A 26365-nucleotide genomic window follows, 5' to 3' on the forward strand; every position below is an offset into this window, starting at 1 on the left:
TGTTCCAGCTGGCCGGGACAGGAGTCACCATGAGAATCTCCGCAGCCCAGCGAACCGAGAACGAGAACCGCATCCGAGCCGCCATGGATCGGCTCCTTCGCGGTGAAATCCCGCCCGGCGGCAAGTGCGACATCAAGACCCTCGCCACCACAGCCGAAGTCGACCGCACCGCCTTCTACGGCACCCGCCCCTATGCCCACCTTCGCACCGAGTTCGAACGACGCCTGCAGATAGTGCAGGACGCCGGCGATATCCCCGACCCCCGAGAAGCCCAGATCACCCGGCCCAAGGCGGAGAACACCAAGCTCCGGGAACGGCTGGCCCAGTCGGAACAGATGATCGACGAGCTCACAGACTTCCGCAGCCAGGCCCCCAACCCCCGCCCTGTGGCTGGGCCGCGAACTCACCCCACCGATGGCTCTTCCCCGGCATCCAGCCCGGCCAGCACGTCTCCGATACCGCTCTCGCCCGGCGCCTGGCCGCCCACCACATCCCCATCCGGCCCGCCCGCACAACCGCGCTGGTCCAACTCGCCCAGGACCTTCCGCTCGCAGTTCTCGCCGCCATGCTGGGCCTCCACGTCGTTACCGCCCAGCAGTGGCGCCGACGCGCCGCCACCGACTGGAGCGCCTACCTCGAAGCCCGCCGAACCGGAACACACCCAGCCGAATAACGACGGCGCAGGTCAACCCCTGGGCAACGGGCATGCCGGCCTCCAGGTGACGGGCCGCCATCCCAACAGGCCCGGACCGGGCGGGGCCTCAGAACGGTGGATCTTCCGACCCTGGGTTTGTCGTCGGTATAGCGGGCGTGTGGGGGCGGGGCTGCTGAAGGACGGCCAGGGCTTCGTCGATACGGCCGAGGTCGATGAGGTATCCGGCCAGGTCGTGGCTGTTCCTGCGGTCATGTTGCTGAAGGACGGCGATGGCTTCCTCGGTGCGCCCGGCGTCGGCGAGAAGCCGAGCAATGTGTTCCGCCGCGTACCAAGTGGTGCCTTCGGGGTGGGCTCGAGCCCGTTCAACCGCCTCATCGACCCCGCTGCAGGCGGCAATCAGCGGCAGCCGCATCCAAAACAGCTCCCACTCAACCTCGCCCCCGCGGGTGGCGGCGAGGGCGTCGAGGTGGGCCAGAACGGGAGTCGTTTGTCGATGAGCGCGGGAGGCACCCCGAAGGCGGCCAAATCGATGCTCACGAGTTCGGGAGGCACCGGCCGCTGACCTGATAAGTACATGTACCCCGGACTCCAGGCGGATCGTAAACCGTGCTGCCGAGACCGTCACCAGCTGCAACCATGCTGGCGACTGCGGCCGCAGGCAGGATCCTGCCTACGCAGCCGCATCGGTGGGGGTTCCGTCCCGCTCCGGGAGCAGCTCGGGCATCCCCTCCACCAGCACCACGACGCCGACTACCTCACCGGCCTCGGAACGGCCGACCCACACCGGGTAGGTACCGTCCCCGGTCGTCGCGAAGGACATGAGCTCGCCGCCGGAAGCCTCGTCCCAGGTGCGCTGCATGAATAGGGAACCGTCGGCGATGTCCTCGTACCCGTCCAGGTCCGACTCCCCCTGGAGCAGCCCCCGCTCGAAGAGCGCGATGAGCGGCTCCCAGGCCCCGGCGTCAGCGAAGCAGCCAGTGGCGCCGTCGGTGTCGAAGCCGGCTATCTGCTGCTCGATGAACAGCCGGGGATCGTCATCCGGACCGAGGGTCATCTCCCAGGACGCGGCGGGGGTGTCGCTGACGAGCAGGCGGACGGCCGTGGCTTCCGTGGTCGTGACCTCGGCCTCCCGCCACTCGCAGTGGTAGCTGAAGCGGACCAGCGCTTCGTCGAGTACGTACTCCCCAGGCGGGACGGGGACCGTAATGCGCGGCCCGTCGCCGTGGTCGATGTCCGGGCCGGAGACGGCCAGCAGCCCGCTGGGTACGCGCAGGGTGCCGACCCGGCGCGGCTCCACGACGGTCATCTCGGGGTGGTACCCGTCGGTCACACGTGCCCCGGGCCGGAACAACTCGTTGATCGGCCCGGGCTGCGCGGGGCGCGGCGGACGCCAGCAGGTAGCGGGGGCGTCTCCGTCACCTGGCTCTGCTGCCTCGGCCACCTCAGCCGCCTCGAAGACCGGCAATTCAACGAGCCCGTGTACCTGGGCCGAGAGCAGCGGCCACTCCCCGAAGGCGGGGCGGTCCATCCAGCGTTCGTCGTCCCGGAGTCCGGGCGAGGTGACGTAGGAGCCCCTGCCCTGCCCCTGCCGCTCCTCCGTCCGTCGGCCCTTCCCGTCGGGGAAGAGGTCCACGGTGATGCGTGGGCACGCCTTGTCGAACTCCGCCATCTCCGGGCCTGTGTAGTACCAGCCGACGGCGTACCGGCGCAGCAGCCGCGACGGGTCGTCCAGCAGCCGCATGTCCAGGTCGTAGGTGCGGCGGCCGTGGGTGTCGTAGACCCACAGCCCGACGTAGTGGTCCCGCCAGGAGACGAGCCGGACTTCCAACGGAGCCTCCCGGCCCGACTCCCGGTACACCACCACGTACGAAAGCCCGGCGGCATCCCGCTCCCGGGCCTTCTCGGCGGATATCGGCCGCCAGGGCGCACAAGCCTCCAGGTCCCACGCCTGCGCGTACCCCACCTCGACGACCATTGCCGCTCCTCTTCCTGCCACCTGCCTTGGTTCTGTGCTGAGCTGCAAGGTAGCCGCTGCCTGTGACAACGGCCCTACCGGGCGGGCGGCTGGCCAGCTCCGGTGCCCAGACGGTCGTGCCGGTGATCCGATCCATGACCCGCTCAGCGAGTGACTTGCCAGGGTGATCCGCTGAGCTGCCAGCGCCATGCCCTCGCCGCCCACTTCGGCCTCCACCCAGCCGGCGAGCGTTCAGTGCAGCGCTCTGTGTCCACGCCGACGTCCTCGAAGCCGCCCTCGCAGGTAAGCCGACACGGGACGCCCACACGTCGCGGACACACACGCAACGCATCAGTCCAGGTCATCACCATCCGGACACTCCGAGACTCGGTAAAGCCGACTTCGACCACATGGTGCGGCTCGGCTGGGTCCGCTCACCGCAGTCGATCGAGGTCCGCTTCGGCACAGGCCGGGCCGGGGCCGTCGACGTCGCGCTCTGCACCACGGCATCCGTCGACGCGGTCGTCCCCGCCCACCCCAAGGTCGACTGGGAGCAACTGCGCGCGGTGGAGAAAGGCCAGCGCTCCCCGCTCGCCTCCCTGCGCCCAGCCCCGGCCTCGGCTACTGCCTGAGCCCGCGGGCGCCCGTACAGTGCTCTGTGCTCGCCCGCCCGCCGCGTCCCAGCCGTCCAGGAAGGCGGCCGGGGCGCGGCGTTGCTCTCGTACTCCCTTCGTCAGGGCCTGCGGCGGAACCAGCCGCGGCCTGCGCGTAACGCCTTGTACGGCCACGTCCTGTCGCCCGGCCCGAGCGGTCCGCCGCTGGCACCTCCCGGTGTGGAGGGGCCCTGACTGCTCCCAGCCCGAGCTCTGGTGCAAGTCGGTGCGGGACGGCGTCTGCCGGGGGGACCCCGGTTACGGAGGCGCGTCCGCATGGAGGAGGATGCGGGACGGGAGGGGATTTGAATGCGTTCAGAAATGCAGGAGCCGGTGCAGACGCAGGCGCGCGTGATGGACAGGTTCGGCGCGGTGCTGACGGCTTCGATGTCGGTACTTTTTGTCGAGGCTGTGATCGGGGCGATCGCGCTCTTCGTGTGGGGGCGGACCCAGGAGAGCCCGGGCCTTCCCTACAACGCGATTGGGGTCATCTTCCTGATCGTGATGGCGCCGTTCGTGGCGGCTGCCGGAGCTGCCCTCGGTGCCCTGCTGTCGGTGGGCGTGGTGATGCCGCTCCTGGCCGCGACCGGATGGCTCGGCCGCCGGCTCTCGGGGCGCGAGGCGTGGTGGTGGGTCCCGGCGCTGGCGGCCGCCGGAACTGCCCCGCCAGCCCTGGCCGCGGCGGTACTTGTGCAGGCCGGTCTCCCGGCGGGCCTCGGCGGATGGCTCGCGTTGACGGCGGTGCTCGCCGTCAACGCGCTGGTCGCCCGCAGGCTGCTGCTGCCGGACCGCCCGCGACTCTCCGGCGGCGCGATGTTCGGGCGGGTGGCGCTGTACGGGACGCTCGCTGTCGTCACCGCCGGCACGCTCGCCGGCATCGGCCTGTACTCCGGGCTCGGATACGAGCCTCCGCGGCTGAGCACGGAACGGGTCGCCGGGACATGGGCCGACGGAAAGGGCGGCACGCTCACCCTCACGGCGGACGGCAAAGCCACGGCAACCCGCGTCGACACGTTCGACTTCGACGACTCCTTCGAGCCCGTGATGCACAAGTGCACCGGCACCGGAACCTGGGCGTACGACCCGGGCGCCGGACCGTGGTCCCAGGAGGTGGATGTGTCCGTCGACGACTGCTCCATGGACACCTGGGAGGTATTCGGTACCTTCGAGCACCCGAAACTGTTCGTCTACGTCGGCGACCCCGACAGCTGGGACCTCTACATCTTGCAACGCCGCGACTGGTAGGGCCGGAGCAAGGTCGTGCTGGAGCGCTTCATCGTCGACGGTGGTGACGTGGTGCTGCCGGCAGTCTTCACGCACACCGCCGTGGCCAGCGGCAAGGAGTTCACCACACCGGTGGCCATGCACCTGGCGGTCGAGGACGGCCGAATGGTTCGCATGCACCTGTACGAGGACACACTGACCGTCGCCGAGGCGTTCAACGCCGGCTGAGCGGAGGGGCGCTCAGGGACCCTGCGGCCCGGGGCGGCCCGGCCGGGCATGTACGCACAGGGTCAGCCGAGACACAGCCGAAGCCGAAACGGAGAGCAGACAACAGCGCCCTCCCCGGCCTGGTAGCGAGGTACTGAGATGAAGCGCTTCCTCATACCCACCCTGCTGGCGGCATCGCTTCTGACCGGCTGCTCCGGAGCCGGGGAGTCCTCGTGCACCCTGGTCGGCATGGACTCCGAGGTGTCGCTCGTCTGGCACCCTTCGGACTTCGGCACGGCGGACGCGGCCACGTTCCGCTTCTGCGCCGGCGAGGTCTGCAAGCAGCGGAAATCCGGTGACCCGGACGATCCGTTCAACCGCCTGTCGATTCCGCTGCCCCAGGCCGACGGCCCCGGCCCCGTCCCCGTCCGCCTGGCCGTAACGGCCACCGCCGGCGGGAAGAGGATCGTCAGCGACCAGGCGGAAGCCACCCTCGAGGAGCAGCACCCCAACGGCAAGGACTGCGAGCCCACGGCCTGGACCGCCTGGTTCCGCGCCGAACCCGCCGGGCTCACGGACCCGAAGGGCCTCCCCACCCGGTAGAAGCGGAACGTCTTCGGACACGTCACATCAAGTGGGGTCCCCCGGTACCTGCCGGAGGGACCCCACGCTGAGCCGCCACCGAACCGGGCAAGCTCCCATGCCAGGCCGCGGCCGCAAGCACGGCGGCCCTGAGGTTCCCCCGAGATACGTCGGCTTGCGCGGTGATCTCCCGTTCCCGCTCCTCCAGCCGCACCAGCACGGCCCCGAAGGTCAGCTCTCTGTCCGGTCTCGGTGAAGGTGGGCCAGTCTCGCTCAACCTGAACCATCTGCCTTTGGTAGGCCAGGTTGCGCGAGACACCGCAGGTCACGGCGTCGAGCTGATCCCGCGATCTCGGTGAAGTACCTCAACTTGCGCGAGACGCACGCCGCGACGGCGTCTCGCTCAACCTGGACCACCGCAGGTCACGGCCCCGCCGTGGTCCCACTCAGTTGAGACCGGTCACCTGCTTCTGGGTGGGCGGCGATTCTGGTATGGCGGCCACGGCGAAACTGGCGATGGCGAGGAGCTCCTCGGTGGAACCTCCGTCCCTGGCGCACCCAGACATGCCTCGCATGACCGCCATCAGGAACGACGCCAGCTGGTCGGGCTGAACGGTCGCCGGGAGGTCGCCGTCTGCGATCCCTCGGGCGATCCGGTCCGTGAGTCGACCGTGTATGTCCTCCCGTTGCGCGGCCAGGCGTGGCTCGGTCAGCATGAGGCAGCCCAGCGGCGTCAGCGTGTCGGTGTGCGCGCGGGCAGTGTCGTCGAGCATGACGGCTATGGCCTCGCGGGCGGTCGGGCGGGCGGCCGCAGCGTCGACAGCCTCGCAGGTCCGACGGAAGTACACCGCGGAGGCTTCATTGAACAGGCTGTCCTTATCGCCGAACGCCGCGTACAGGCTCGGGGGAGTCACACCCATGGCTCTCGTCAGCATCGCGATGGTGGTCTCTTCGTAGCCTGCGCGCCAGAACAGCTCGATGGCTGCCGCCAGCGCGGTGTCGCGGTCGAAGCCTCGAGGTCTGCCAGCCATTTCCTCAGCCTATCGTATCGACCGCTATGGAATGTGGTACGGTCGGACCGCAATTCATAGTGATCGCTACAGAAAGAGAATCTCATGCAGTTGAAGAACGCCGTGGTGCTGGTCACCGGAGCCAACCGAGGCATTGGCGCAGAGTTCGTCGCGCAGCTCAAGGAGCGCGGAGCGGCGAAGATCTACGCGGCCTCGCGCCATGCGAGCTCCGTCGACGTGGACGGCGTCGAGTCGATCCAGCTCGACATCACGGACCCCGCGCAGGTCCAGGCCGCCGCCGCCGCGGCCGGCGACGTCCAGGTCCTGATCAATAACGCGGGAATCTCGACCGGAACGTCCGTCGTCTCCGGCGACGTGGCGGACATCAGGCGAGAGATGGACACGAACTTCTTCGGGCCGCTGCTCATGACTCAAGCGTTCTCTCCGATCCTGAAGGCCAACGGGGGAGGCGCCATCCTCAACGTCGTCTCGGCACTCTCGTGGTTCACCGCCCCGGGGGCTGGTGCCTACGCTGCTTCCAAGGCGGCGGCTTGGAGCCTCACCGACAGTGCGCGCCTCGAGCTCGCGGACCAAGGCACGCACGTCGTCGGCGTGCACATGGGCCTTGTCGACACGGACATGGCCGCAGGCGTTCAAGCGCCGAAGATCTCCCCGACGACCTTGGCGGCTGCCGGGCTGGATGCCATCGAGTCGGGTCTGGACGAGGTGCTGGCCGACGACTGGGCGAGGTTCGTGAAGTCCGGCCTCGCGCTTGATCCGTCGGAACGATACGAGCAGCTGTTCTCGGCCCTGGCTGGGAACTGACCAGGCTCGACGAGCAGCGACCGAAGCGCAGGGAAACATGACCTTGGGGAAACCCGACCGAAGCGAGGAGCTCGCCGTCGGCATCCAGGATCACCGCCGGAATGGTGCCGCCATCTCGGCGCGGAAGTAGAGGACAACTTCGTCGTCTGCCGGACATCCGTCGCGGAGCGTCAACGGTGTAACCCTGATGCGCCCTGCCGCATGACGGTTGAACGACCCGATACGCCTGGCCGAGATGGGCGCCATGGGGGTGTGTTCGTTCATTCATCCGGCCACCGGGCTGCGGACCGTAGGCGTAAAGGCTGCCGGGCAGCGCGGGGGACGGCGTCGTTCGCCCTGGCGGCGGTGATGGCCGCCGTCTGCAGGGGCGGCAACAGGCGCTCCCACACCGTGTACGAGGGTGGATTGGCGCAGTGGTAGATCACTTCCGCGCCGCGGGGCAGCTCGGTCAGGCGGGACGGGTCGGGTCGGACGCGTTCGCGGCGGCCCGGTCGACCAGCTGGTGCTCGGGGCCGGAGCCGCTGCGGGTGGCGATCCGGACGCTCTCGCCGCGCTCGGCGAGCAGGCGTGCGACGTTGGTACTGAGGGAACCGGCACCGATGATGACGTGCTTGGCCATGGCGGTTTCTCCCTCTCCGGGTATCGGTCAGTCGTCCACGCCGGAGCCGGTATAGGTGGGCACGTCGGCGAGCAGGCCGGCGATCTGCGGGTTGAGCGCGTTGCGGCGCCGGTGCAGTTCCTGGATCTTGGCGTTCAGGTCAGGGCCGTCGTCACTGACGTCGAAGATCTCCAGCCGTTCGACCAGGTGCAGCCCGAGGCCGTGGTGGCGCACGTCTCAACGCTCGCGTACATGGCCGGATTCCTCCTCCCGTGGTGTCCAAAAGCAGGGGCCGGGCGGCTCCGGGGCTTCACAGGTCCGCTTGCATCTGACGCCCCGTCAGGTTTAGCTCGGCCCGTCCAGACAGAGACATGAGAGAGACGCGTGATGGCAGAAATGTTTTCCCGGCGTGCAGTGCTTGGTACCGGCGTGGGTCTAGGAGCCGGCCTGATCGCGGGAACCATGACGGGGTCCGCGGCCAGTGCCGCGACCAGAACCTCACGAGGCGACTCCGGCTCAGCGGTGGCGATCACTGGTGCAACGGTGATCGACGCGACAGGAGCCGGGCCTAAGCACAATGTCACCGTGCTAGTGCGCGGTGACCGGATCGAAGCGATCGGCAGCGCACGCGAGGTACGTGTGCCCTCGGATGCGGAAGTGGTCGACGGGCGCGGCAAGTTCGTCGTGCCGGGCTTCATCGATTCCCACGTGCACGGCAGCGGCCAGGAGGAGATCGATCCGCCGCTGCTCCTGGCCAACGGTGTCACCACCGCGCGCGACATGAACGGCCAGCCCGTGCTGTACCAGTGGCGGGACAGGGTCGCCGCGGGAACCCTCTTCGGCCCCCGCTACGTGGTCGCCAGCAGCATCATCGACGGCAGCCCGACTCCGCTGGCCGACGGCGTCCCGACCATCGAGGTCACCAACGCCGCGGAGGGCCGGGCCGCGGTCCGGCGCGCCGTGGCCGAGGGAGCGGACTTCATCAAGGTCTACGTCCGGCTCAAGCCGGACGCCTACCACGCGATCGCGGACGAGTGCCGCAGACTCGGCGTCACGTTCGGCGGCCACACCCCGGACGCGATCCCCCTGCTCGAGGCCAGTGCCGCCGGCCAGCGCAGCTTCGAGCACGTCTACACGAACTGGTTCGACACCTCCAGCGCCGAGAACGAGATCCGTCGCCGCCTCGCCAAGATCAGCATCAAGCGCGGCGAGTACAACAAGTGGTTCACCGAGACCCACCCACTGGAGGTACTGGCCGCACGCACCTTCGACCCGGCCCGCGCCAGGAAGGTGTTCCGCAGGCTCGTCGCCGACGGTTCACACCAGGTCCCCACGCTGGTGCAGCATCGCGTGTTCGACCTCCCCGACTCCATCACGCTGCACGACGACCGGCTGCGCTACCTGCCTGCCGCCACCCGCGACAGCTGGCGGACGGGGCTCGAGCAGGTGTTCCTGGCCGGGCGTACGGAGCAGGACGTGGCCGAGCACCGGGAACTGTACCGGGCCCGCGTACGCTGGATAGGCGCAGCACACCGCGCCGGAGTGCCGGTCCTGGCCGGCACCGACACGGGGACCCCGTACATCTACCCGGGCTTCAGCCTCCACGACGAACTGCAGAACCTGGTCGAAGCGGGCCTCAGCCCGATGGAGGCCCTCCAGGCGGCGACCAGCGCGCCCGCCCGCTTCCTGGGACTGCACGACGTGGGCGTCGTACGACAGGGAGCAATCGCCGACCTCGCCGTCCTCGACGCCGATCCCCTCACCGACATCCGGAACACCAGCCGGGTGCACGCAGTCGTCGCACGGGGTGAGCTGATCACCGCGGATCGCCGAGAGCACATGCTCAGCCACATCGAGGCCGCCGCGGCAGGAGGCACACTGGCTACCAGGCTGGCCGGCTGCGCCTGCACCCCGGTCCTCCCGCACGCCTGATAAACACACCGACAGCGACCCGGCACCCCCACCACGGGGAGCCGGGCCGCGTCAGACCCGCGAGGCGGGCGCAGAGTGAGACACAGATGCCTGCCTGGGCCCGGTCCGCTCCGCCTCGCTGTATCCGGGCCGCACGCGGCGTCCAGGCCACGGACCGAGCTCGTCGGCACGCTGAAGAACAAAGGGCACCGTCCCTCAGCGGCTAGGTCGTGTCTGACAAGGACTGCTTGGGTGAGAGGGCTCTTATGTATCTGATGTGCGCCGGCCCCGTCGTGTGAGGGCGGGCTTGGGCCGCTTTCGATGCGTGGCGGCCGATCTAGAGGACGTGCACCATCAGCACGACACTGAGGGCAACCCCCACCAGGCCCGCCATGTCGTAGTGCTTCCAGAATGGTTTGCGGGAAGCGAGTGCCGTCTCCGCGCGCCCGGGGGACTGAGGGTCATAGAGGACTGCAACGCTGTCCCCTTCGCGGGTGCCCGCGGGGACGTGGTCTTCATCTGCACTGTGTGTCCGCTTGACACCGTCTGGCGTCGTGTAGCTCAGAAGGAACTGCGGGCCGCCCTGCCCACGCCAATCACGATCGAAGCACCGAGCGATGACCTCGACGCCCCGGGAACGAAGCGTCAGCCGTCGCCGCATCTGCCAGACCACGACCAGCAGTAGAAAGATTGCGACGCCGTCGGCAGCGACCACGTCCTGCACCCTCAAAGCTCCCCCAATGTCACGGCACTGATGAGCATTCAACCAGTTGTCGAGACTCTCCGGGGCTGCGTTACCGGCTCGCGAAGCCAGAGAATGAGTGAGGCGAGGTGAAGCCCGGCGTGGTGGCGCGCGGCGAGCTTGTCGAAGCGGGTCGCGATCGCCCGGAACTGCTTGAGCCGGGCGAAGCAGCGTTCGACACGTTGCGGGTTCTGTAGAGCTCATGGGCTCTTCCAGGTACCGGGGCTGCCGGGTGAGCCCCAGGCCCGGCCGATCGAGTTCGACACCCTCCTCAAGGAAGCACTCGCCCCCACCAACGCGGCGATCGACCTCACACCGGACAGCACGGCGTTGCCCGAGCACGGTGCCGGATGCGGCAGGACGTCGCGCCTTGGGCGGGCCTCGCGAGTATTCGCCGAAGCGGTCCCCAGGCCCGGGGCGGCCGCCCTACGATGGGTGCCTCCGTCCATGCCGGGAGGCTGCTGTGTCGCCACACCGTCCCGACTACCCGCCGAAGACCCCGCCGCCGCCCAAGCGGCCCGTCCAGCCTCCACCGCCGGAGCAGCAGACTGCCCCTGCGCCCGCTCCGGTCACTATCCGCGGCCGGTCTGTACGGAACTGGGCTGTCACTCCGCGCAGTGGCGCCGCCGCCCGCGTGGGCCAGGAGGTCGCCACGGCATTGCACCAGTGGGGCTACCGGCCGAAGGACAATCAGCCACAACGGGCCGTCGAGCTCCTGCTCCGCTCGGCCGCGCAGGATGGCGGCCGACGCGTCTCGCTGCACCTGGCCGACGACGAGGACCGGAACCAGGTGATGCTCCTGGCGCTCAGCCACCGGCAGGACATGCCGCCGAGCGACGACGGCCAGGCGCTCCGGGACGCCGAGCACATGCGCGCCTTGGCCGCGCTCGGCATTCGCGATGTCGGTATGGAGACCGCGCCCAGCGGGCGCCGCTGGTGGGCAGGGCTCGACCTTCCCCGCCCCGGCCGAGCCCTCGAGCTCAACGAACAGCGGCCGCGTGCGCTCTCTCGCGGACCGAGGAAGCTGGAAGGCCCTCCGGCCCCGGCGTAGCTCTCCCGCACCGCCCGGCGCCCTACTCCGTCTGCGCCGTACGGTGGGACCTCTCTCAAGTCGGGAAGCGTTGCAGCTCAGAGGGTTGCTCGAAAGACCTGCACCGGGCTACGGGGTGTGCGTGAACTCCGCCCACTCGGGAAGCTGCGTGGGTGCACCGAGGGCGGCGGCGCGGGCGTAGGGGCCGTCGTGGACGGGGGTGCCGAGGAGTTCGCCGCAGTGGCGGGCAACGGCGCCGATGAGTACGCCGTGATCATCGGCGGCCGGGGCGCGGTGGCCGGCCCGTTCGGCTCCTTCGGAGATCCAGGATTCGTCGACGTGCAGAATCGCGCGGCGGCACCCGGCTGCGGCTGAGCGTACGGGGCGTCGAGCTCAGCCGTGACCACGGGCTACGGCCCTGATATCGAGCACTGGCTGCTGACCGAACTCGCCGACCGCATGGCGGTCGTGTCACCTGCCGTCCCGCTGTCCTCGCGAGCCTGACGCAGCTCGAGCGCGACCACGTGCCGCAGCAGCCGCTCAGAGGTGGCCGTCCAGGAACTTCCGTACCTCGGCGATGGTCATGGGCCCCGTGCCGTGCGCCACCATCTCTCCCTCCTTCAACAGGACGTAGGACGGGGCTCCGGTGATCCCGTATCGCTCGGTTGCGGCCGGACAACGCGTGATGTCGGCACGGACGGCCGTCAGGCGGCCCGCGTAGTCGTCGGCGATGCCACCCACGACGAGGTCCATCACCCGGCAGGGCTCAACCGCCTTGGGCCATGTCCCGGTGAAGTAAGCGAGGACCGGAACTCCGCTCATCCCGAGGATGAAATCGAACTCGGCATCCTCGCGGGGTCGGTGCACCCGCATCACCATGAAAGCTCCTGATCTCACATCCGCTACGCCCCCCATCATCCCTCGCGCAGTGTGGCGACCCGGCCTGCCCGCCCCGCCGACCACCCAGCAGCAGACCACCGCACGCACGTGGGTACTCTCATATGAGAACAGACTCTTCTATAACAATAGGAATGCTACTTTTCGAGACAAGGAGGACCAGATCGCCGACCAGACGCACGATGAACGCGTCGACGAGCGGGCCGGTGCGCAGCGTCCACCGGTCCCGTCGAGCCCTATCCGCCACCGCGCTTCCCCCCACGGACAGCGCCCCCGACGGGCTTCCCGAGGCGTTGTCCGGTCTTCATCAACCGCTGCCCGGTCTCAGCCGGCCGGTACCGCTTCTCGCCGGGCCGCACGAACCAGCTGATGGCACCGGGAACGAGACAGTACTCGTCAGCTGATCCGAAGGCCGACCGCCAGCGTCAGTTCAAGGACCCGGTGTGGCGATGCGAGATCCGGAAACAGCTCCCGCAGCTGCGACATCCTGTACCGGACTGTCTGGGGATGGACGAACAACGCCGCCGCAACCTCGTCCCGCCTGCCTCGGTGCAGCAGCCACGCCCGCAACGTCTCCTCCAGCCGCCGCGCGGTCGCGACGGGCAAGGACCGCAACGGTGCCAGGGCTCGGGCACGCAGGTCCGCGAACGCGTCCATGTCGGCGCTCAGCACCAGCTCGGGCAGGTGGTCCTCGGTGTCGCGGACATCGCCGGACAGGGAGCGCGCGCGTACGGCTCGTGCGTACGAGGCGGACGCACGAGTCCATGGCCGGGCCGGGCCGACCACGGCGGTGCGGTCGGTCAGCTGCCGCAAGAGATGCGATCGGTCGGCATCGGGGACGAGCAGCACACCGGTGGCGTCCGGCAGATCATCGAGGACGAGGGTGCTCGGGTCGAGCGTGCGGTAGGCCGGCCGGGCCTGGGCGGCGGGCAGCAGGACCGCGGTCAGCGAGACCGGAGGCTGCCACCCGGCCCGTTGAACAGAGGCCAGCAGCACGTCCGGGCTCGCGCCGGCCAGGAGCTCGCGGGCCAGGTGTTCCAGGTGGCGCTCGTGGGCCCGGCCCCGGGCGGCCAGTTCGTCGGCGTGGCCCGCGGCGCTGGCGGCGGAGAGCTCGTCGATGTAGGCGAAGGTCAGCTCGGCGAACTTGGCGACCTCCGCAGCCGGCAGACCCGCCGGTACGGCACCCGCCGCCAGACACCTCCAGGCCACGCGGGCACCGACGCGGTAGGCGCCGAGCAGGGCGTCCATCGAACGGCCGTCGCGCACCTCGCCGCGGCCCAGCTCATAGGCTGCGTCACCGGCGTCGCCGCCCGTGACGTTCCCGCTCGCGAGATCCAGGTAGTGCCCCAGGGCGGTACGGACGGCCCGGCGGATGGTGGCGCCCATGCGGCCCGAAAGGGCGTTGGCGTAGGGAGGGACCTCGTCGATGATCGCCTGGACGACCTCGTCGGCGGTGGTCTTCAGCGCGGCCCGAAGTGCGGTGACCGTCGTCTCATCGAGGGCCAGTTCGCTGGCCCTCCGGATTGCATGGCTCACGGTTTTGTTCCCTGCGAACAATTCAGCCGAACAGATTTACGTTCTGCGGTCAGGACTTTACGCCTTAAGACGCAGCAAGCTGGAGTCATGACGAGTGCAGCCCTCCGCAGCAGGGCGTGGAAACTGCTGGAAATGGTCACGACGCCGCTGCTGCCGTCGGACTACCTCGACCTGGTCAGGCCCCTGCGTGCGGGCGCTGACCTGCGTGGGCGCATCGAGGCCGTGCACCCCGAGACGGGTGACGCCGCGACTGTCGTGATCAGGCCGGGACGGGGCTGGCGCGGCCACACGGCCGGTCAGTACGTGCGGGTCGGGGTCGACGTCGACGGGGTGCGCCTGTGGCGTGCCTACTCCATCACCTCGCCGACAAACCGCCGGGACGGCCGTGTCACGATCACCGTGAAGGCGATCCCGGACGGCAAGGTCAGCAACCACCTGGTCCGCAGGGCGAAACCGGGCACGCTGATCCAGCTCGACCAGCCGACCGGTGACTTCGTGGTGCCGCAGGCCAAGCCCGCCAAGGTGCTCTACCTGACGGCCGGCAGCGGCATCACGCCCGTGATGGGCATGCTGCGCGACATCGAGTTCGACGACGTCGTCCTGGTCCACTGCGCGCCACAGCCGCAAGACGTGATCTTCCGCGACGAACTGCACGACCTGGTCGAGGACGGGAATCTACGGCTCATCGAGGTACACACCGACACAGACGGCATTCTCGACATCGCGCGTCTCGACGGACTCGTGCCCGACTGGGCCGAGCGAGAGACCTGGGCGTGCGGGCCCGCGGGCCTGCTCGACGCCGCCGAAGAGCACTGGGCCGACCACGGCGTACAAGAGCGCCTGCACACCGAACGCTTCCGCCCCAGCATCGTCGTCGCCGGCGACGGCGGCGAGGTCACGTTCAGCGCCACCGGCAAGACCGTCGACGCGGACGGCGCCACGCCGCTGCTGGACGTCGGCGAGGAGGCCGGAGTGCTCATGCCCTCCGGGTGCCGCATGGGCATCTGCTTCGGCTGCATCACGCCGCTCAAGGCGGGCGCCGTCCGCGACCTGCGCACCGGCGAGATCACCGAGGCCGAGCCGGGCGTCCTCATCCAGACCTGCGTGTCCGCCGCGGCGGGCGCCTGCGACATCGAACGGTAGGAAGACCTTGACCGCCATCGACCCCACCGCCCACCTGAGCGCGGAACAGATCGAGCAACTGGGCCACGAGCTGGACGCGATCCGCGACATGGTGATCGCCGGCCGCGGCGAGAAAGACGCCGCCTACATCCGTAAGGTCATCTCGGCGCAGCGCAAGCTCGAGCTGGTCAGCAGGGGCGTGCTGCTGTTCTCGATCTTCCCGCCCGCGTGGCTGCTCGGCACCGCCGGCCTGTCCGTGGCGAAGATCATGGACAACATGGAGATCGGCCACAACGTCCTGCACGGCCAGTGGGACTGGATGCGAGACCCGAAGATTCACTCCACCACCTGGGAGTGGGATCACGTCTCACCGTCCGAGCAGTGGAAACACTCGCACAACGAACTGCACCACACGTACACCAACGTGATCGGCAAGGACAACGACCTCGGCTACGGCATCATGCGCGTCGACGAGGACCAGACGTGGCACCCGCTCCACCTCGGCCAGCCGCTGTGGAACTTCATCAACGCCTGCTTCTTCGAGTACGGCATCGCAGCGTACGACCTGGAGCTCGGCAAGAACCTGCCCAGGCACCGCCGTAAGGACCCGGAGTTCCGGGCGCGGGCCAAGGCCGTGGGCGGCAAGATCCGCAAGCAGGTACTCAAGGACTACGTGATCCACCCGCTGCTGTCGGGCCCGTCGTTCCTCACCACGCTCGCCGCCACGTTCACCGCGAACCTGGTCCGCAACATCTGGTCCCACTCGGTGATCATGTGCGGGCACTTCCCCGAGGGTGTACAGGTCTTCGAGCGCCGGTCGATCAAGGACGAAACGCGCGGACAGTGGTACCTGCGCCAGATGATGGGCTCGGCGAACATCAGCGGCAGCAGGGCCATGCACTTCATGACCGGCAACCTGTCGCACCAGATCGAGCACCACCTGTTCCCGGACCTGCCGAGCAACCGGTACGCCGAGGTCGCGGTGAAGGTGCGCGCGCTGTTCGAAAAGTACGAACTGGAGTACGTCACCGGGCCGCTCCCCAAGCAGGTGTTCTCCGCGTGGCGCAAGGTCTTCCGGCTCTCACTGCCGAACAAGAAGCTCAAGGTCAAAACGCCGGACCGCGAGCAGGAGTTCGTCGCGGCCTGATTCCCGGTACTGGTCAAGATCCTCCGGCCGTACCGGCAGCACAGCTGGTACGGCCGGCCGCGGGTGAACAGGTCTGCGCCAGCCGACCTGCCTTCCAGCCGACGAACGCCTCCCACGATGTGCGGAAAGCAGAGGTGATCGCCCTGGTTCCTGCGGCACAGCACAGCGAAACATCCACGCCGATGGCGTGGGCCAAGGGAACTCCCGAACCACGAAAGCCGACCCGGACGATACCCGTCCGCACACCCTGTCACCAGAGGAAGGCTCGGCACACCGGGTCGTGGGGCCCACCGGTGTCCGGCGGGCGTGAGCCTCGCGCTCCCGGCCGGTGCCGACCGCCGACCCGCGGTCCTGGGTCGGGCCTGAGGGGATGGGGCTCAGCGACGTCGAGCGCCGCCGGGCCGATGTACTCGCTGGGCTGGGCCCTCAGGGCCAGGCGCCGCGGGCCCGCAGGTTACTCGTCCCCCGGCCAAGGCACGCATCCGGGGCTTCCGGCAGAGCCGGCTTACGGGCGTTCTGCCGAGGGCGCCGCCGTCACCAGAATGAGGGGGACACCGTCGCAGGGCCGCAGGTGCAGCCCGCCGTGTTCGGCGCCGCCTGCCGATCCGGCCAGTACCGCCGCGAAGTTCGGGTCCTTGGTGAGTGATCCGACCAAGTGGTGGGGGTCGGCAGAGGCGGTGACTCGGCCGCGTGCGTTGACCAGGCGGGCGGGCCCCGGCAGGCGTTGGAGCAGAGGCATGACGACCGCTTCGAAGCGCCGCAGATAGACGTCGGCCGCGGCCACCCCCATGAAACGGCCCTCGACCGTCACCGGCGCGGCGAGGGTGAGGCTGTACTCGTCGGAGCAGAGGTAGTCGACATAAGGTCCCGCGACCGCCCGTTGTCCGGTGTCGCGGGGCAGGGAGAACCAATCCCATTGGGTGTAGTCGTGATACGCCGAGTGGTCCGAGTCCAGGTCGAGCAGCAGCGGACGGACGCCCCCGGCCGCGCTGGTCTGCCACCATTCCAGCCAAGCCGATACGTCGTGGAGCAATCCGGGCGTCGCCACGAAGCCGATCCCCGAGACCAGGTCGTACTGGGTGAGGCAGGTGTGCAGGCCCGGGCGGAGGGCGGCCAGATCGGCCGACACGGGACGGCGGCCGTCCCGCACGGCCGAGGCGAGCACCGCCTGCGTGTCCGCTGTGGTCCGGACCACAGCTTCGAAGACTCCTTCGAGCGCGTCACTGACTCGGGCGGCCACATCGGCGACCGTCATCTCGTCAAGAGCTGCCGTTCCGGCCCTCGCGGGATGGGGATTGCTACTCAGGGGAGCCCTCTTTCGGACGGGGACCGCGCTCGCCGTCGGCAGAGCCGAGGCGGAGTTCGATCAGGCGCGCCATGGAGGTCTGTACGCATTGTTCGGCCAGAGCCCTGGCACGGTCGCCCGCACCATCATGCACGGCTGAGATTACAGCGCGGTGACGGTCCGCAAGGTCCTTGAGGTACTCGTCCTCGCCGAGCACGAGACGCATCAGGGCCCCCAACTCGGTCTGAAAAGTGACCTCTTCCCTGGTCAGCCGGGGTGACTGGGCTGCTGCGGCCAGCTCGACATGGATGCGCCCGAGGATACGGCTGCGCGCCGCTGTGCCCTCGGCCTCCGCCAACTCTTCAAGAGACCTGCGCAGTTGTCGCAGATCCTCGGGCTCGGTGCGCCGGGCGGCGAGCCGGGCGGCGGCACCCGAGACGGCTGCCCAGTGGTCGGCCAGATCGCGGAGTTCCTCGGTGCTCCAGTCGAAGAGCCGGGCGCGCAGCCGGTCTTCCGCCGGCCCGTCGGGCACGGTGACGAAGCTGCCTCCGCCACGGCCCCTGCGAGTGATGACGAGGCCCTGCTGTCGCAGCGCCATCAGCGCTTCGCGCAAAGTCACGGTGGATACGCCGAGTTGGGCGGCGAGGTCGGTCTCCCCGGGCAGCTGCTCGCCGTCGGCCAGTAGCCCGAGTTCGATGGCATCACCGAGCCGCCGGACCACGGCGTCCACGCGGGCCAGCGTGTCGACGGGTGTGAAGACGGCTCTACGGCCACCGGGTTTGTCACGGTTCACGAGTACCACCTCGCTGACTGTCCCAAGCCTTGCGTTAGCCAGGTATTGAAATCAGGACTATGACTTCATATGTTTAGGGCTAACGCCCGACCGCCCCAGAAAGGTTCCCGCCCATGGAGGGGAAAGCCATCCGGCTCCAGAACCTGCGCAAGTCCTTCGGCCGGACAGATGCCGTGGCCGGAGTCGACCTGGAGATCGCAGATGGCGAGTTCTTCTCGATGCTGGGCCCCTCCGGCTCAGGCAAAACCACAGTGCTCCGGATGATCGCCGGCTTCGAGACGCCCACCAGCGGCACCATCGAGCTCGCCGGCTCCGATGTCACCCGCCTGGCACCCTTCGAGCGGGACGTCCACACTGTCTTCCAGGACTACGCGCTCTTCCCCCACATGACCGTGGAAGAGAACGTCGCCTACGGCCTCAAGGTCCGCAAGGTGCCCAGGGCCGCGCGCACGAAGCAGGCCCGGGAGGCGCTGGCGAGCGTCCAGCTCGCGCAGTTCGGCTCGCGCCGCCCGTCCCAGCTCTCCGGCGGCCAGCGGCAGCGCGTGGCGCTGGCCCGGGCGCTGGTCGGCCACCCGAAGGTGCTGCTTCTCGACGAGCCGCTCGGTGCGCTCGACCTCAAGTTGCGCGAGCAGATGCAGGTCGAGCTCAAGGCCATCCAGCGCCAGGTCGGCATCACCTTCGTCTTCGTCACGCACGATCAGGAGGAAGCGCTGACGATGAGCGACCGGATCGCCGTGTTCAACCAGGGCCGCATCGAACAGGTCGGCACCCCGGCCGAGATCTACGAACGGCCCGCCACCGCGTTCGTCGCGGGCTTCGTCGGTACGTCGAACCTGCTGAAGGACCGGGCCGCGGAGCAGGTCGTGGGCAGCCGGGGGACCTACAGCGTCCGGCCGGAGAAGATCCGCCTGTTCGCCGAGGGCCCGGGGCCCACGGGCGCGGACGAGCCGGAGCACTCCTCCGCCACCGGCACCGTGGCGGAGGTCGTCTACCTGGGGGACGCGACCCGTTTCCTGGTGGACCTCGACGCAGGCGGCCGGCTCACCGCCCTTCAGCAGAACCTGGAGACCTCCTCCGAGGACGTCGCCGCTTTCCGCGGCTCCCGGGTCACGCTCCGGTGGCACCACCGCCATAACTTTCGGGTCCCTGAGGCCCGGTAAACGCTCATTCCCCGCACGTCCCATCCCCGTCCTTCCCACCTGTGGAGATATCTCCGTGCGTCTGAACCGATCGACCCGAGCAGCGGCCGCCGCCGCCGGGGCCCTGCTCCTTGCCACCGCCTGCGGTTCCTCGGACACCACCAACTCTTCGCCCGGAAGCAGCGGCTTCACCCCACCGAAGCTGACCGCGCAGAAGACCCTCGGCAAGACGGAGGGCGAGGTGAACCTGATTGCCTGGGCCGGCTACGCCGAGGACGGCTCGAACGACCCCAAGGTGGACTGGGTCACCGACTTCGAGAAGCAGACCGGATGTCAGGTCAACACCAAGACCGCGGGCACGTCCGACGAGATGGTCAGCCTGATGAAGACGGGGCAGTACGACGCGGTCTCCGCCTCCGGTGACGCGTCGCTGCGGCTGATCGCGTCCGGCGACGCCGCGCCTGTCAACACGGACTTGGTGCCCAATTACAAGGACGTCACCTTCGCCCTCAAGAAGCAGCCGTGGAACTCGGTCAAGGGCGTTTCCTACGGCATCCCGCACGGCCGCGGCGCCAACCTCCTGATGTACAACACCAAGGAGGTCTCCCCGGCCCCCACGTCCTGGTCCGCCGTGTTCAACAAGTCCTCGCCGTACAAGGGCAAGGTCACCGCGTATGACTCGCCGATCTACATCGCGGACGCGGCACTGTACCTGATGTCGACCACCCCCTCGCTCGGCATCAAGAACCCGTACGCTCTTGACCAGGCACAGTTCGACGCCGCCGTCGGTCTGCTGAAGGAGCAGAACGGCAACGTCGGCGAGTACTGGAGCGACTACCTCAAGGAGATATCCGCCTTCAAGAGCGGCAACTCGGTGATCGGCACCACCTGGCAGGTGATCCTGAACGCCGCCCAGGCCGAAAAGGCGCCCGTCAAGGCGGTCCTGCCGGACGAGGGCGCCACCGGCTGGTCGGACACCTGGATGATCTCCGCCAAGGCGAAGCACCCCAACTGCGCCTACAAGTGGACGAACTGGATCATCTCACCCAAGGTGAACGCGCAGGTCGCCGAGTACTTCGGTGAGGCGCCGTCCAACGAGAAGGCGTGCAACTACACCGCCGACAAGGACTTCTGCACCACCTATCACGCAACCGACTCGCGGTACTGGGACGACGTCCACTTCTGGACCACGCCCATCGAGGAGTGCGTGGACGAACGTACGGACGTCAAGTGCGTGCCGTACGCCAAGTGGGCTCAGGCCTGGACCGAGATCAAGGGCTAAGCATTAATGAAGAACACCGTGCCGGCCGCCGGATTCGTCCGGCGGCTTGCCGGGACCCTGCACCGCCATCCCAAGCTGCGGCTGTCCCTGCTCCTCACCGCACCGCTGGCCTGGCTGGTCCTGGCCTACCTCGGCTCCCTGGCCGCGCTGTTCATGTCCGCGTTCTGGACGACCGACTCCTTCACCTCCGATGTGGTGAAGGTCTGGAACACGGACAACTTCACCGCGCTGTTCACCACCGGCGTCTACCGGCAGGTCGCCCTGCGCAGTCTCGGCGTCGCCCTCGTGGTCACCGCCCTCTGCGTACTGATCGCCTTCCCCGTGGCCTTCTACACGGCCCGGATCGCGAACCCCAAGTGGCGGCCCCTGCTGGTCGTCGCGATCCTCACCCCGCTCTGGGCGAGCTATCTGGTCAAGGCGTACGCCTGGCGGCTCATCCTCGCCGAAGGCGGTCTGCTGGACTGGGCGCTGAAGCCGTTCGGGCTCGACGGCCCCGGCTACGGACTTACCGCCACCGTTGTTGTTCTGACGTACCTATGGCTGCCTTACATGATCCTGCCGATCCACGCCGGACTGGAGCAGATACCCGCCAACCTGCTGGACGCCTCCGCCGACCTCGGCGCCCGGACCGGACGAACCTTCCGCTCCGTGGTGCTGCCGATCATCCTGCCGTCCATCGCGGCCGGCTCGGTCTTCACCTTTTCGCTCAGCCTCGGCGACTACATCGCCGTACAGATCGTCGGCGGAAAGAGCCAGCTCATCGGCAACATCATCTACTCCAACATCACCCTGGACCCGCCGCTGGCCGCCGCGCTCGGCACCGTGCCCGTAGTGATCATCGTCCTCTATCTGCTCGCCGTGCGCCGAACCGGAGCACTCAGCAGTCTCTGATCCGATCCGATCTGTACGCGAACGCACAGTGGAGTCCTGCACGATGAACCTCTCCCGCCCCGCGCGCATCACCCTGCGCATAGCCGCCGGAGTCGGCTTCGCGGTCATCTACATCCCGCTGCTGCTGGTCCTGGTCAACTCCCTCAACCCGGACCGCAGTTCGGGCTGGCCGCCACCCGGGCTCACCTTTGACTGGTGGGCGGTGGCCTGGCACAGCACCGGCGCCCGCAACGCGCTGTGGACCTCGGTCAAAGCCGGGCTCGGCGCCACCATGATCGCGCTCGTACTCGGCACGCTCATCGCCTTCGCGGTGCAGCGCTACAAGTTCTTCGGCCGCGAGGCCATCTCCTTCGTGGTCGTCCTGCCGATCGCGCTGCCGGGCATCGTCACCGGCGTCGCGCTCAACTCCGCCTTCCGTACGGTGCTCGAACCCCTCGGCGTGGGACTCGGGATGTTCACAGTGATCGTCGGCCACGCCACCTTCTGCATCGTGGTCGTCTTCAACAACGTGATCGCCCGGCTGCGCCGGATGTCCGGTTCGTATGAGGAAGCCGCCATGGACCTGGGCGCGCACAGCTTCCGTACCTTCGTCGACATCACCTTCCCCCTGGTGCGCTCGGCGCTGGTCGCGGGCGGGCTGCTGGCCTTCGCGCTGTCATTCGACGAGATCGTGGTGACCACCTTCACGGCGGGCCCCGGCGTCCAGACACTCCCCGTCTGGATCTTCTCCAACATGGCCCGACCGCAACAGGCCCCCGTCGTCAACGTCGTCGCCGCCGTACTCGTCCTGCTGTCCGTCATACCGATCTACCTGGCCCAACGGCTGTCGTCGGACGCCGCAGCCTCCGGCAGCCGCATCTGACGGGACTGCTGCAGGGCCGGGTGACACCTGACCTGGCTCTTCCGCCCGCCACGTGCGGTATACCTGCGGATCCGCGGTGCAGGTGACCGGCTCGGCCCCGTCTCGCGGATGACCTGCGGAACCCGGTCCCGTATCAACCTGCCGTCATACGAGGGAACGCGCGATGCGGAACCCTACGTCGTCGACCTGGAAAGTCGGGTGGCTGCGGCGCCGCGCTGAGGCCCGGCAACTCCAGTGCTCATCGAACCAGCCACCGCCACGGAGCACCCGGTAGACGCCGTAGACCTCGGCGTCGTAGACGTCCCAGCACCAGTCCCAGACGTTGCCGAGCATGTCGTGAAGCCCCCACGCGTTGGGCTGCTTGCCGCCCACCTCGTGGAGCCGCTCGTACGAGTTGCCTCGGTACCAGGCGATGTCGTCGAGCTCTCCGTAGCGTGGTCCTGCGCTACCGGCGCGGCAGGCGTGCTCCCACTCGGCTTCGGTCGGCAGTCGGTATCCGTCGGCGGAAGCATCCCAGTCGATACCTTCGCCGTCGGCGTGGAAGTGGTACGCGGGCGTGAACCCGTCACGCTGTGACAGAGCATTGCAGAACCGCGTCGCGTCCCACCAGGAGACGCACTCGACGGGCAGCCGGTCCCCAGGGGTGGCATTCGGCCGCGAACCTGTGATCTCCGCGTACAACGCCTGGGTGACCGGAGTTGCCGCGAGCTGGTAAGGAGCAAGCTCGACCGACCAACTGCGCTGTGTCCGCCGGTCCGACAGAGTTACCTGTCCCGACGGGATAGCGACCATCTCGTTCCCTGTCATCACGTCCATATACAGGACACCCTAGCGATAACCACCGGTGCGACAACGACAGAGCGCATCGGATTGACTGAGACAGCACCTGGCAGCCGTGCTCGTATCGGAAGGCGAGGAGCCCGCGTCGGCCGAGGACGAGGCGCTGGGCGATGCAGCTGGGACGAGGCGGGCGGCAGACACGGCTGAGCCTCAGCCGGGCATCGGTTGCGCTGGGTGACGTGATCGAGCCGGCTCTCCTCCCTGTGACGTCGGCCTCTGAGCCGGGTGTACGGGCGCACGCGCTCGCCACACAACGGTTGATGCGCGATCCGGACGCCCGGTCCGAGTTCGTGCTCGAGGAGGTGAAGCGCGTCGTGGCCCTCGGCGGGTCCGGCCAGGAGGGACGACAAGGCGCGTTGACCGGTGAGTGGCGCGACGGTCCGGAGTCAGGGCCGGCATGCTCAGGCATGACAAGTCGCCCGGCCTCGTACGGCCTTCGGGCCGTACGGGCTCCGGCTACCGGGAGTGCTCCGGGGAAGACATCCGACGGATCTTCCACATCGAGAGCCTGCGGTCGCCGGGGCCGTCGCTGTGCGAGGTCGGCCATGGGGTCGGCGGCCAACCCGCGCAGCGCCGCTTCACGGTTTCGTCTCAGCCCTGCTCCTCCACTGACGTCATCAGGGACTCTCGCTCGGTTCAGCGGGCGATGGAGGTGAGGGAGTCGGCGCTTCGCGCAGCATGGGTGGAAGTCTGCTCCTGCCAGGTGCTTCCCGGTGCGGCGGACCCGCACCGGGAGACACCCACCGCTCAGCCCTGTCGGGCGCCCAGGGTCACCGGCAGGGACCTCAGCCCGCGCAGCGCTGTCCCCGGCTGCCAACGGAGCTCCTCCGGGTCGGCGGCCAACTGGATGTCGGGGAAGCGCTCGATGAGCCGGTCGAAGGCTATCTGCGCCTCCAGCCGGGCCAGCTGCGCGCCGACGCAGTAGTGGATCCCGTGTCCGAAGGACAGGTTGGCGCCCGCCGGGCGCTTGATGTCCAGGCTGCCGGCATTCTGGAACTGCGACTCGTCCCGGTTGGCCGACGTAAGCGCGACCACCACCAGTTCGCCCTTCGGTATGACGACGCCGTCCACTTCGATCGGCTCGGTCGTGAACCGGAGCGACGAGGTGTTGACCGGGCTCTCGTAGCGCAGGAACTCCTCGACCGCCCCGGGCATCAGGGAGCGGTCCGCGCGCAGCGCGGCGAGCTGGTCGGGGTGGCGGAGCAGCGCGAACGCACCGTTGCCGATGAGGTTGACCGTCGTCTCGTTTCCTGCGACCAGCAGCAGGAACGCCATCGACACCAGTTCCTTGGTGTTCAGCTTGCCCTCGTCGCTGGAACGCACCAGACCCGTGAGCAGGTCGTCGGCCGGCGTGGTCCGCTTACTCTCGACCAGCTCATACAGGTACGTGAGCAGTTCCGTGGTGGCCTTGGCCATGCTCTCCGGGTCGTCGCCACCGGATAGCTGGGTGGGGACCCAGCCCTGGAAGCGCTCCTGGTCGCCGGCCGGGACGCCCAGCAGTTCGCAGATCACCGCCATGGGCAGCGGGTAGGCGAAGGCGCGCATCAGGTCCACCTGATCCTGGCCCTCCATGGCGTCGAGCAGATCCGTGGTGATCTTCTCGATCCGCGGACCGAGCTTCTCCACTGCTCGTTGTGTGAAGACCTTGTTGACCTGCTTGCGCAGCCGGGTGTGGTCCGGCGGGTCGGCGTTCATCATGTGCGCCGCCAACTCGCTGGCGAACACCATGCCGGTCTCGCCGTCGGTGTTGCGCTGGATGACCTCCTGGCCGACCTCGATGTTCTTGGACAGCCGGTTGTCGTTCAGCACCGACTTCGCGTCGTCGTAGCGCGTGACGAGCCAGACCTTGGTCCCCCCCGGCGCGATGATCTCGCGGACCGGTGCCTCGGAGCGCAGGACGTTGTACAGGGTATGCGGATTGCGCTCGAACTCCTTCTCGTCGATCTGGAGCGGAGCCGTGCCGCCGTGGTCCGTGGGCATTATTCCTCCCGTATGTCAACAAAGACTTGGGTACGCATTTATGAACGGTCGTACAAGGGGTGGGTGCGGGCGGTCGACCACTGAAAGTGGCTGTCCCGCACGAACTTTCCGCCGAGTAACTGAAACGACCTCGGGTCTTCGCGCGAAGAGACATTCCGATGCTGGCCGGGAAAGCGCAAAGAACCCTCTGGCCCGCATCTCGGGCGCTTGCTGGCTGAGGGTACTGCGCGCGGGGGGCGGAGGAGAGACCTTTCAGGAATGAAGGAAGCGTTGCGGACGCTACCCGCCCGCGACCCTTGTAAAACTTCGCATCCGACCTATGTTTCGGCGTTCTCTCTGCCGCACGGCCGAGAAGGCCCTCTCGGCAGGTGATGTTGGCCGGAATCGGCCAGCTGCATCGTCGGCCCTAGCCTGATCTCTCTGTGCCGCGGATCCGGTTCCGGCGCACATCATGCCGCGCCAACGTGCCTGTTTTACAAGGGTAGTTGGCTGCCGGTCATCTGTCTGATCAGCTGAGACGCTCCGCAGGGACCGAGCTGCCCGCCGGGGGCCGCGGCTGCACCACCGCGCCCAACCGCCCAATAAACATGTACGTCCGAGAATGGCCTGATCATGCAATGTGGCTGATGCAACATTGGCGCGTGAGCGACCGTGTGCTAATTTTCTGCAGCGATATCTGTTCGCGATTACTCACCTGGGGGGACTGACCGTTGTCGGATACACTGCAGGAACGGCATGGGGTTCAGGTGTTGATGTGCGATCCGTCGGGGCCCACCGTGGCATCCGAGCAGGATGCACTGAACCTGATTGGCGCGGCATTGCTCGACGCCGAGATCGTGGCCGTACCCGTGAGCCGGCTGGACGAAAGATTCTTCTCGCTCAGCACCCGTCTCGCGGGCGAAATCATGCAGAAGTTCGTCAACTATCAACTCCGGTTGGCCGTAGTCGGTGATATCTCCCATTACCTGGAAGCCAGTGACGCCCTGCGCGCTCTGGTGAGCGAATCCAATGCGGCCAGCCATATCTGGTTCCTTCCGGACGTCGAAGCCCTCGACGCACGCCTGGGAGCCAGTGGCGCGAAGACAGGGCATGCCGCGCGCCTGACCTGAGGTACGGCGGGCCGACAGTGGGCCGCGGAGAGCGTCTCGGCAGTCGGTCCTCAGGCGCCGCCGAGCCGAAGCTGCCGTCGGCCTGGACACC

General features: G+C 68.3%; 27 protein-coding genes and 3 pseudogenes. 19 read left to right on the top strand and 11 right to left on the bottom strand.

Annotation, left to right across the window (positions count from 1 at the left end; all coding sequences use genetic code 11):
- The first annotated feature begins 29 nt into the window (after positions 1-29).
- On the top strand, positions 30-1217 hold the full coding sequence (locus ACH4VO_RS28150) for a hypothetical protein (RefSeq protein ID WP_360993725.1): 1188 nt from the start codon (positions 30-32) through the stop codon (positions 1215-1217).
- Between the two features lie 108 nt (positions 1218-1325).
- On the opposite strand, the gene ACH4VO_RS28155 is transcribed toward ACH4VO_RS28150, so the two are convergent.
- Positions 1326-2630: a DUF4241 domain-containing protein gene (locus ACH4VO_RS28155; RefSeq protein WP_360993727.1), complete on the bottom strand. Its 1305-nt coding sequence runs from the start codon at positions 2628-2630 to the stop codon at positions 1326-1328.
- 389 nt (positions 2631-3019) lie between these two features.
- Here ACH4VO_RS28155 and ACH4VO_RS28160 point away from each other — a divergent pair, with 389 nt between their 5' ends.
- The 4 genes from ACH4VO_RS28160 to ACH4VO_RS28175 all read left to right on the top strand — a co-directional run bounded on the left by ACH4VO_RS28160 (position 3020) and on the right by ACH4VO_RS28175 (position 5296).
- Positions 3020-3241: a hypothetical protein gene (locus ACH4VO_RS28160; RefSeq protein ID WP_398441610.1), complete on the top strand. Its 222-nt coding sequence runs from the start codon at positions 3020-3022 to the stop codon at positions 3239-3241.
- A 330-nt stretch (positions 3242-3571) separates the two neighbouring features.
- Positions 3572-4507 (top strand): hypothetical protein, encoded by a 936-nt coding sequence (locus tag ACH4VO_RS28165; RefSeq protein ID WP_360993730.1) that lies wholly within the window; start codon positions 3572-3574, stop codon positions 4505-4507.
- A 15-nt stretch (positions 4508-4522) separates the two neighbouring features.
- Positions 4523-4714: a hypothetical protein gene (locus ACH4VO_RS28170; protein WP_360993733.1), complete on the top strand. Its 192-nt coding sequence runs from the start codon at positions 4523-4525 to the stop codon at positions 4712-4714.
- A 138-nt stretch (positions 4715-4852) separates the two neighbouring features.
- Complete coding sequence (locus tag ACH4VO_RS28175; RefSeq protein WP_360993736.1) at positions 4853-5296, top strand: hypothetical protein; 444 nt, start codon at positions 4853-4855, stop codon at positions 5294-5296.
- Positions 5297-5721: 425 nt separating this feature from the next.
- On the opposite strand, the gene ACH4VO_RS28180 is transcribed toward ACH4VO_RS28175, so the two are convergent.
- Positions 5722-6306, bottom strand: a complete 585-nt coding sequence (locus ACH4VO_RS28180) for a TetR/AcrR family transcriptional regulator (protein ID WP_360993738.1) — start codon at positions 6304-6306, stop codon at positions 5722-5724.
- Positions 6307-6390: 84 nt separating this feature from the next.
- On the opposite strand from ACH4VO_RS28180, the gene ACH4VO_RS28185 reads away from it, so the two are divergent.
- The gene (locus ACH4VO_RS28185) at positions 6391-7110 is read left to right on the top strand and encodes an SDR family oxidoreductase (RefSeq protein ID WP_360993741.1); all 720 of its coding nucleotides are present in this window, start codon (positions 6391-6393) and stop codon (positions 7108-7110) included.
- Between the two features lie 448 nt (positions 7111-7558).
- Here the strand turns inward: ACH4VO_RS28185 and ACH4VO_RS28190 are convergent, their stop codons facing one another.
- Positions 7559-7729 carry a hypothetical protein gene (locus tag ACH4VO_RS28190; protein WP_360993744.1) on the bottom strand — a complete coding sequence of 57 codons (171 nt, stop codon included), beginning with the start codon at positions 7727-7729 and terminating at the stop codon, positions 7559-7561.
- A 27-nt stretch (positions 7730-7756) separates the two neighbouring features.
- On the bottom strand, positions 7757-7942 hold the full coding sequence (locus ACH4VO_RS28195; RefSeq protein ID WP_360993746.1) for a hypothetical protein: 186 nt from the start codon (positions 7940-7942) through the stop codon (positions 7757-7759).
- Positions 7943-8293: 351 nt separating this feature from the next.
- On the opposite strand from ACH4VO_RS28195, the gene ACH4VO_RS28200 reads away from it, so the two are divergent.
- Positions 8294-9640, top strand: a complete 1347-nt coding sequence (locus tag ACH4VO_RS28200; RefSeq protein ID WP_360993749.1) for an amidohydrolase family protein — start codon at positions 8294-8296, stop codon at positions 9638-9640.
- 316 nt (positions 9641-9956) lie between these two features.
- On the opposite strand, the gene ACH4VO_RS28205 is transcribed toward ACH4VO_RS28200, so the two are convergent.
- A complete protein-coding gene (locus ACH4VO_RS28205; RefSeq protein WP_360993752.1) occupies positions 9957-10343 on the bottom strand; it encodes a DUF3592 domain-containing protein in 387 nt (128 codons plus the stop codon).
- A gap of 652 nt (positions 10344-10995) precedes the next feature.
- On the opposite strand from ACH4VO_RS28205, the gene ACH4VO_RS28210 reads away from it, so the two are divergent.
- Positions 10996-11412 carry a hypothetical protein gene (locus ACH4VO_RS28210; protein WP_360993755.1) on the top strand — a complete coding sequence of 139 codons (417 nt, stop codon included), beginning with the start codon at positions 10996-10998 and terminating at the stop codon, positions 11410-11412.
- A gap of 117 nt (positions 11413-11529) precedes the next feature.
- Positions 11530-11766 carry a hypothetical protein gene (locus ACH4VO_RS28215; RefSeq protein WP_360993758.1) on the top strand — a complete coding sequence of 79 codons (237 nt, stop codon included), beginning with the start codon at positions 11530-11532 and terminating at the stop codon, positions 11764-11766.
- 165 nt (positions 11767-11931) lie between these two features.
- Here ACH4VO_RS28215 and ACH4VO_RS28220 read toward each other — a convergent pair whose 3' ends face one another.
- Both ACH4VO_RS28220 and ACH4VO_RS28225 read right to left on the bottom strand, forming a co-directional pair.
- Positions 11932-12270: a thioredoxin domain-containing protein gene (locus ACH4VO_RS28220; RefSeq protein ID WP_360993760.1), complete on the bottom strand. Its 339-nt coding sequence runs from the start codon at positions 12268-12270 to the stop codon at positions 11932-11934.
- A gap of 414 nt (positions 12271-12684) precedes the next feature.
- Positions 12685-13824: a helix-turn-helix domain-containing protein gene (locus ACH4VO_RS28225; protein WP_360993763.1), complete on the bottom strand. Its 1140-nt coding sequence runs from the start codon at positions 13822-13824 to the stop codon at positions 12685-12687.
- Between the two features lie 87 nt (positions 13825-13911).
- On the opposite strand from ACH4VO_RS28225, the gene ACH4VO_RS28230 reads away from it, so the two are divergent.
- From ACH4VO_RS28230 to ACH4VO_RS28240, 3 genes and pseudogenes are all read left to right on the top strand, one after another.
- Positions 13912-14967 carry a ferredoxin reductase gene (locus ACH4VO_RS28230; protein WP_360993766.1) on the top strand — a complete coding sequence of 352 codons (1056 nt, stop codon included), beginning with the start codon at positions 13912-13914 and terminating at the stop codon, positions 14965-14967.
- A 7-nt stretch (positions 14968-14974) separates the two neighbouring features.
- Positions 14975-16093, top strand: a complete 1119-nt coding sequence (locus tag ACH4VO_RS28235) for an acyl-CoA desaturase (RefSeq protein WP_360993769.1) — start codon at positions 14975-14977, stop codon at positions 16091-16093.
- A 306-nt stretch (positions 16094-16399) separates the two neighbouring features.
- A pseudogene (locus ACH4VO_RS28240) lies at positions 16400-16517 on the top strand (dienelactone hydrolase family protein); the annotation flags it as partial.
- Between the two features lie 81 nt (positions 16518-16598).
- Here ACH4VO_RS28240 and ACH4VO_RS28245 read toward each other — a convergent pair.
- On the bottom strand, positions 16599-17348 hold the full coding sequence (locus tag ACH4VO_RS28245) for a hypothetical protein (protein WP_360993772.1): 750 nt from the start codon (positions 17346-17348) through the stop codon (positions 16599-16601).
- Positions 17349-17391: 43 nt separating this feature from the next.
- A complete protein-coding gene (locus ACH4VO_RS28250; protein ID WP_360993775.1) occupies positions 17392-18171 on the bottom strand; it encodes a GntR family transcriptional regulator in 780 nt (259 codons plus the stop codon).
- A gap of 113 nt (positions 18172-18284) precedes the next feature.
- Here ACH4VO_RS28250 and ACH4VO_RS28255 point away from each other — a divergent pair, with 113 nt between their 5' ends.
- Genes ACH4VO_RS28255 through ACH4VO_RS28270 form a run of 4 tightly spaced genes read left to right on the top strand, consistent with a single transcriptional unit; the run spans position 18285 to position 22345 of the window.
- Positions 18285-19331, top strand: coding sequence for an ABC transporter ATP-binding protein (locus tag ACH4VO_RS28255; RefSeq protein WP_360993778.1), 1047 nt, complete (start codon positions 18285-18287; stop codon positions 19329-19331).
- Positions 19332-19386: 55 nt separating this feature from the next.
- The gene (locus ACH4VO_RS28260) at positions 19387-20592 is read left to right on the top strand and encodes an ABC transporter substrate-binding protein (protein ID WP_360993781.1); all 1206 of its coding nucleotides are present in this window, start codon (positions 19387-19389) and stop codon (positions 20590-20592) included.
- A gap of 6 nt (positions 20593-20598) precedes the next feature.
- Positions 20599-21483 carry an ABC transporter permease gene (locus ACH4VO_RS28265; protein ID WP_360993784.1) on the top strand — a complete coding sequence of 295 codons (885 nt, stop codon included), beginning with the start codon at positions 20599-20601 and terminating at the stop codon, positions 21481-21483.
- A gap of 43 nt (positions 21484-21526) precedes the next feature.
- Positions 21527-22345, top strand: a complete 819-nt coding sequence (locus ACH4VO_RS28270) for an ABC transporter permease (protein ID WP_360993787.1) — start codon at positions 21527-21529, stop codon at positions 22343-22345.
- Positions 22346-22489: 144 nt separating this feature from the next.
- Here the strand turns inward: ACH4VO_RS28270 and ACH4VO_RS28275 are convergent, their stop codons facing one another.
- On the bottom strand, positions 22490-23161 hold the full coding sequence (locus ACH4VO_RS28275; RefSeq protein ID WP_360993791.1) for an SUMF1/EgtB/PvdO family nonheme iron enzyme: 672 nt from the start codon (positions 23159-23161) through the stop codon (positions 22490-22492).
- Positions 23162-23234: 73 nt separating this feature from the next.
- Between ACH4VO_RS28275 and ACH4VO_RS28280 the strand changes: the two are divergent.
- Both ACH4VO_RS28280 and ACH4VO_RS28285 read left to right on the top strand, forming a co-directional pair.
- Positions 23235-23529, top strand: a pseudogene (locus tag ACH4VO_RS28280) (HEAT repeat domain-containing protein); the annotation flags it as partial.
- A gap of 53 nt (positions 23530-23582) precedes the next feature.
- Positions 23583-23738 (top strand): annotated as a pseudogene (locus ACH4VO_RS28285) (MerR family transcriptional regulator); the annotation flags it as partial.
- A 194-nt stretch (positions 23739-23932) separates the two neighbouring features.
- Here the strand turns inward: ACH4VO_RS28285 and ACH4VO_RS28290 are convergent.
- Positions 23933-25165 (bottom strand): cytochrome P450, encoded by a 1233-nt coding sequence (locus tag ACH4VO_RS28290; protein WP_360993794.1) that lies wholly within the window; start codon positions 25163-25165, stop codon positions 23933-23935.
- A 710-nt stretch (positions 25166-25875) separates the two neighbouring features.
- On the opposite strand from ACH4VO_RS28290, the gene ACH4VO_RS28295 reads away from it, so the two are divergent.
- Positions 25876-26274, top strand: a complete 399-nt coding sequence (locus ACH4VO_RS28295; protein ID WP_360993797.1) for a DUF4180 domain-containing protein — start codon at positions 25876-25878, stop codon at positions 26272-26274.
- Positions 26275-26365 lie beyond the last annotated feature (91 nt).

It is taken from the genome of Streptomyces sp. NPDC020780 (assembly GCF_044334475.1).
Classification (GTDB): Bacteria; Actinomycetota; Actinomycetes; order Streptomycetales; family Streptomycetaceae; genus Streptomyces.

Excerpts from the sequence above, each read along its gene's own strand:
- ACH4VO_RS28185 (WP_360993741.1), top strand. The coding sequence starts at position 6,391 with ATGCAGTTGAAGAACGCCGTGGTGCTGGTCACCGGAGCCAACCGAGGC.
- ACH4VO_RS28290 (WP_360993794.1), bottom strand. The coding sequence starts at position 25,165 with ATGCCCACGGACCACGGCGGCACGGCTCCGCTCCAGATCGACGAGAAG.
- ACH4VO_RS28165 (WP_360993730.1), top strand. The coding sequence starts at position 3,572 with ATGCGTTCAGAAATGCAGGAGCCGGTGCAGACGCAGGCGCGCGTGATG.
- ACH4VO_RS28220 (WP_360993760.1), bottom strand. The coding sequence starts at position 12,270 with ATGGTGATGCGGGTGCACCGACCCCGCGAGGATGCCGAGTTCGATTTC.
- ACH4VO_RS28265 (WP_360993784.1), top strand. The coding sequence starts at position 20,599 with ATGAAGAACACCGTGCCGGCCGCCGGATTCGTCCGGCGGCTTGCCGGG.
- ACH4VO_RS28255 (WP_360993778.1), top strand. The coding sequence starts at position 18,285 with ATGGAGGGGAAAGCCATCCGGCTCCAGAACCTGCGCAAGTCCTTCGGC.
- ACH4VO_RS28270 (WP_360993787.1), top strand. The coding sequence starts at position 21,527 with ATGAACCTCTCCCGCCCCGCGCGCATCACCCTGCGCATAGCCGCCGGA.
- ACH4VO_RS28275 (WP_360993791.1), bottom strand. The coding sequence starts at position 23,161 with ATGGACGTGATGACAGGGAACGAGATGGTCGCTATCCCGTCGGGACAG.
- ACH4VO_RS28175 (WP_360993736.1), top strand. The coding sequence starts at position 4,853 with ATGAAGCGCTTCCTCATACCCACCCTGCTGGCGGCATCGCTTCTGACC.
- ACH4VO_RS28180 (WP_360993738.1), bottom strand. The coding sequence starts at position 6,306 with ATGGCTGGCAGACCTCGAGGCTTCGACCGCGACACCGCGCTGGCGGCA.
- ACH4VO_RS28245 (WP_360993772.1), bottom strand. The coding sequence starts at position 17,348 with ATGACGGTCGCCGATGTGGCCGCCCGAGTCAGTGACGCGCTCGAAGGA.
- ACH4VO_RS28155 (WP_360993727.1), bottom strand. The coding sequence starts at position 2,630 with ATGGTCGTCGAGGTGGGGTACGCGCAGGCGTGGGACCTGGAGGCTTGT.
- ACH4VO_RS28230 (WP_360993766.1), top strand. The coding sequence starts at position 13,912 with ATGACGAGTGCAGCCCTCCGCAGCAGGGCGTGGAAACTGCTGGAAATG.
- ACH4VO_RS28160 (WP_398441610.1), top strand. The coding sequence starts at position 3,020 with ATGGTGCGGCTCGGCTGGGTCCGCTCACCGCAGTCGATCGAGGTCCGC.
- ACH4VO_RS28150 (WP_360993725.1), top strand. The coding sequence starts at position 30 with ATGAGAATCTCCGCAGCCCAGCGAACCGAGAACGAGAACCGCATCCGA.
- ACH4VO_RS28190 (WP_360993744.1), bottom strand. The coding sequence starts at position 7,729 with ATGGCCAAGCACGTCATCATCGGTGCCGGTTCCCTCAGTACCAACGTC.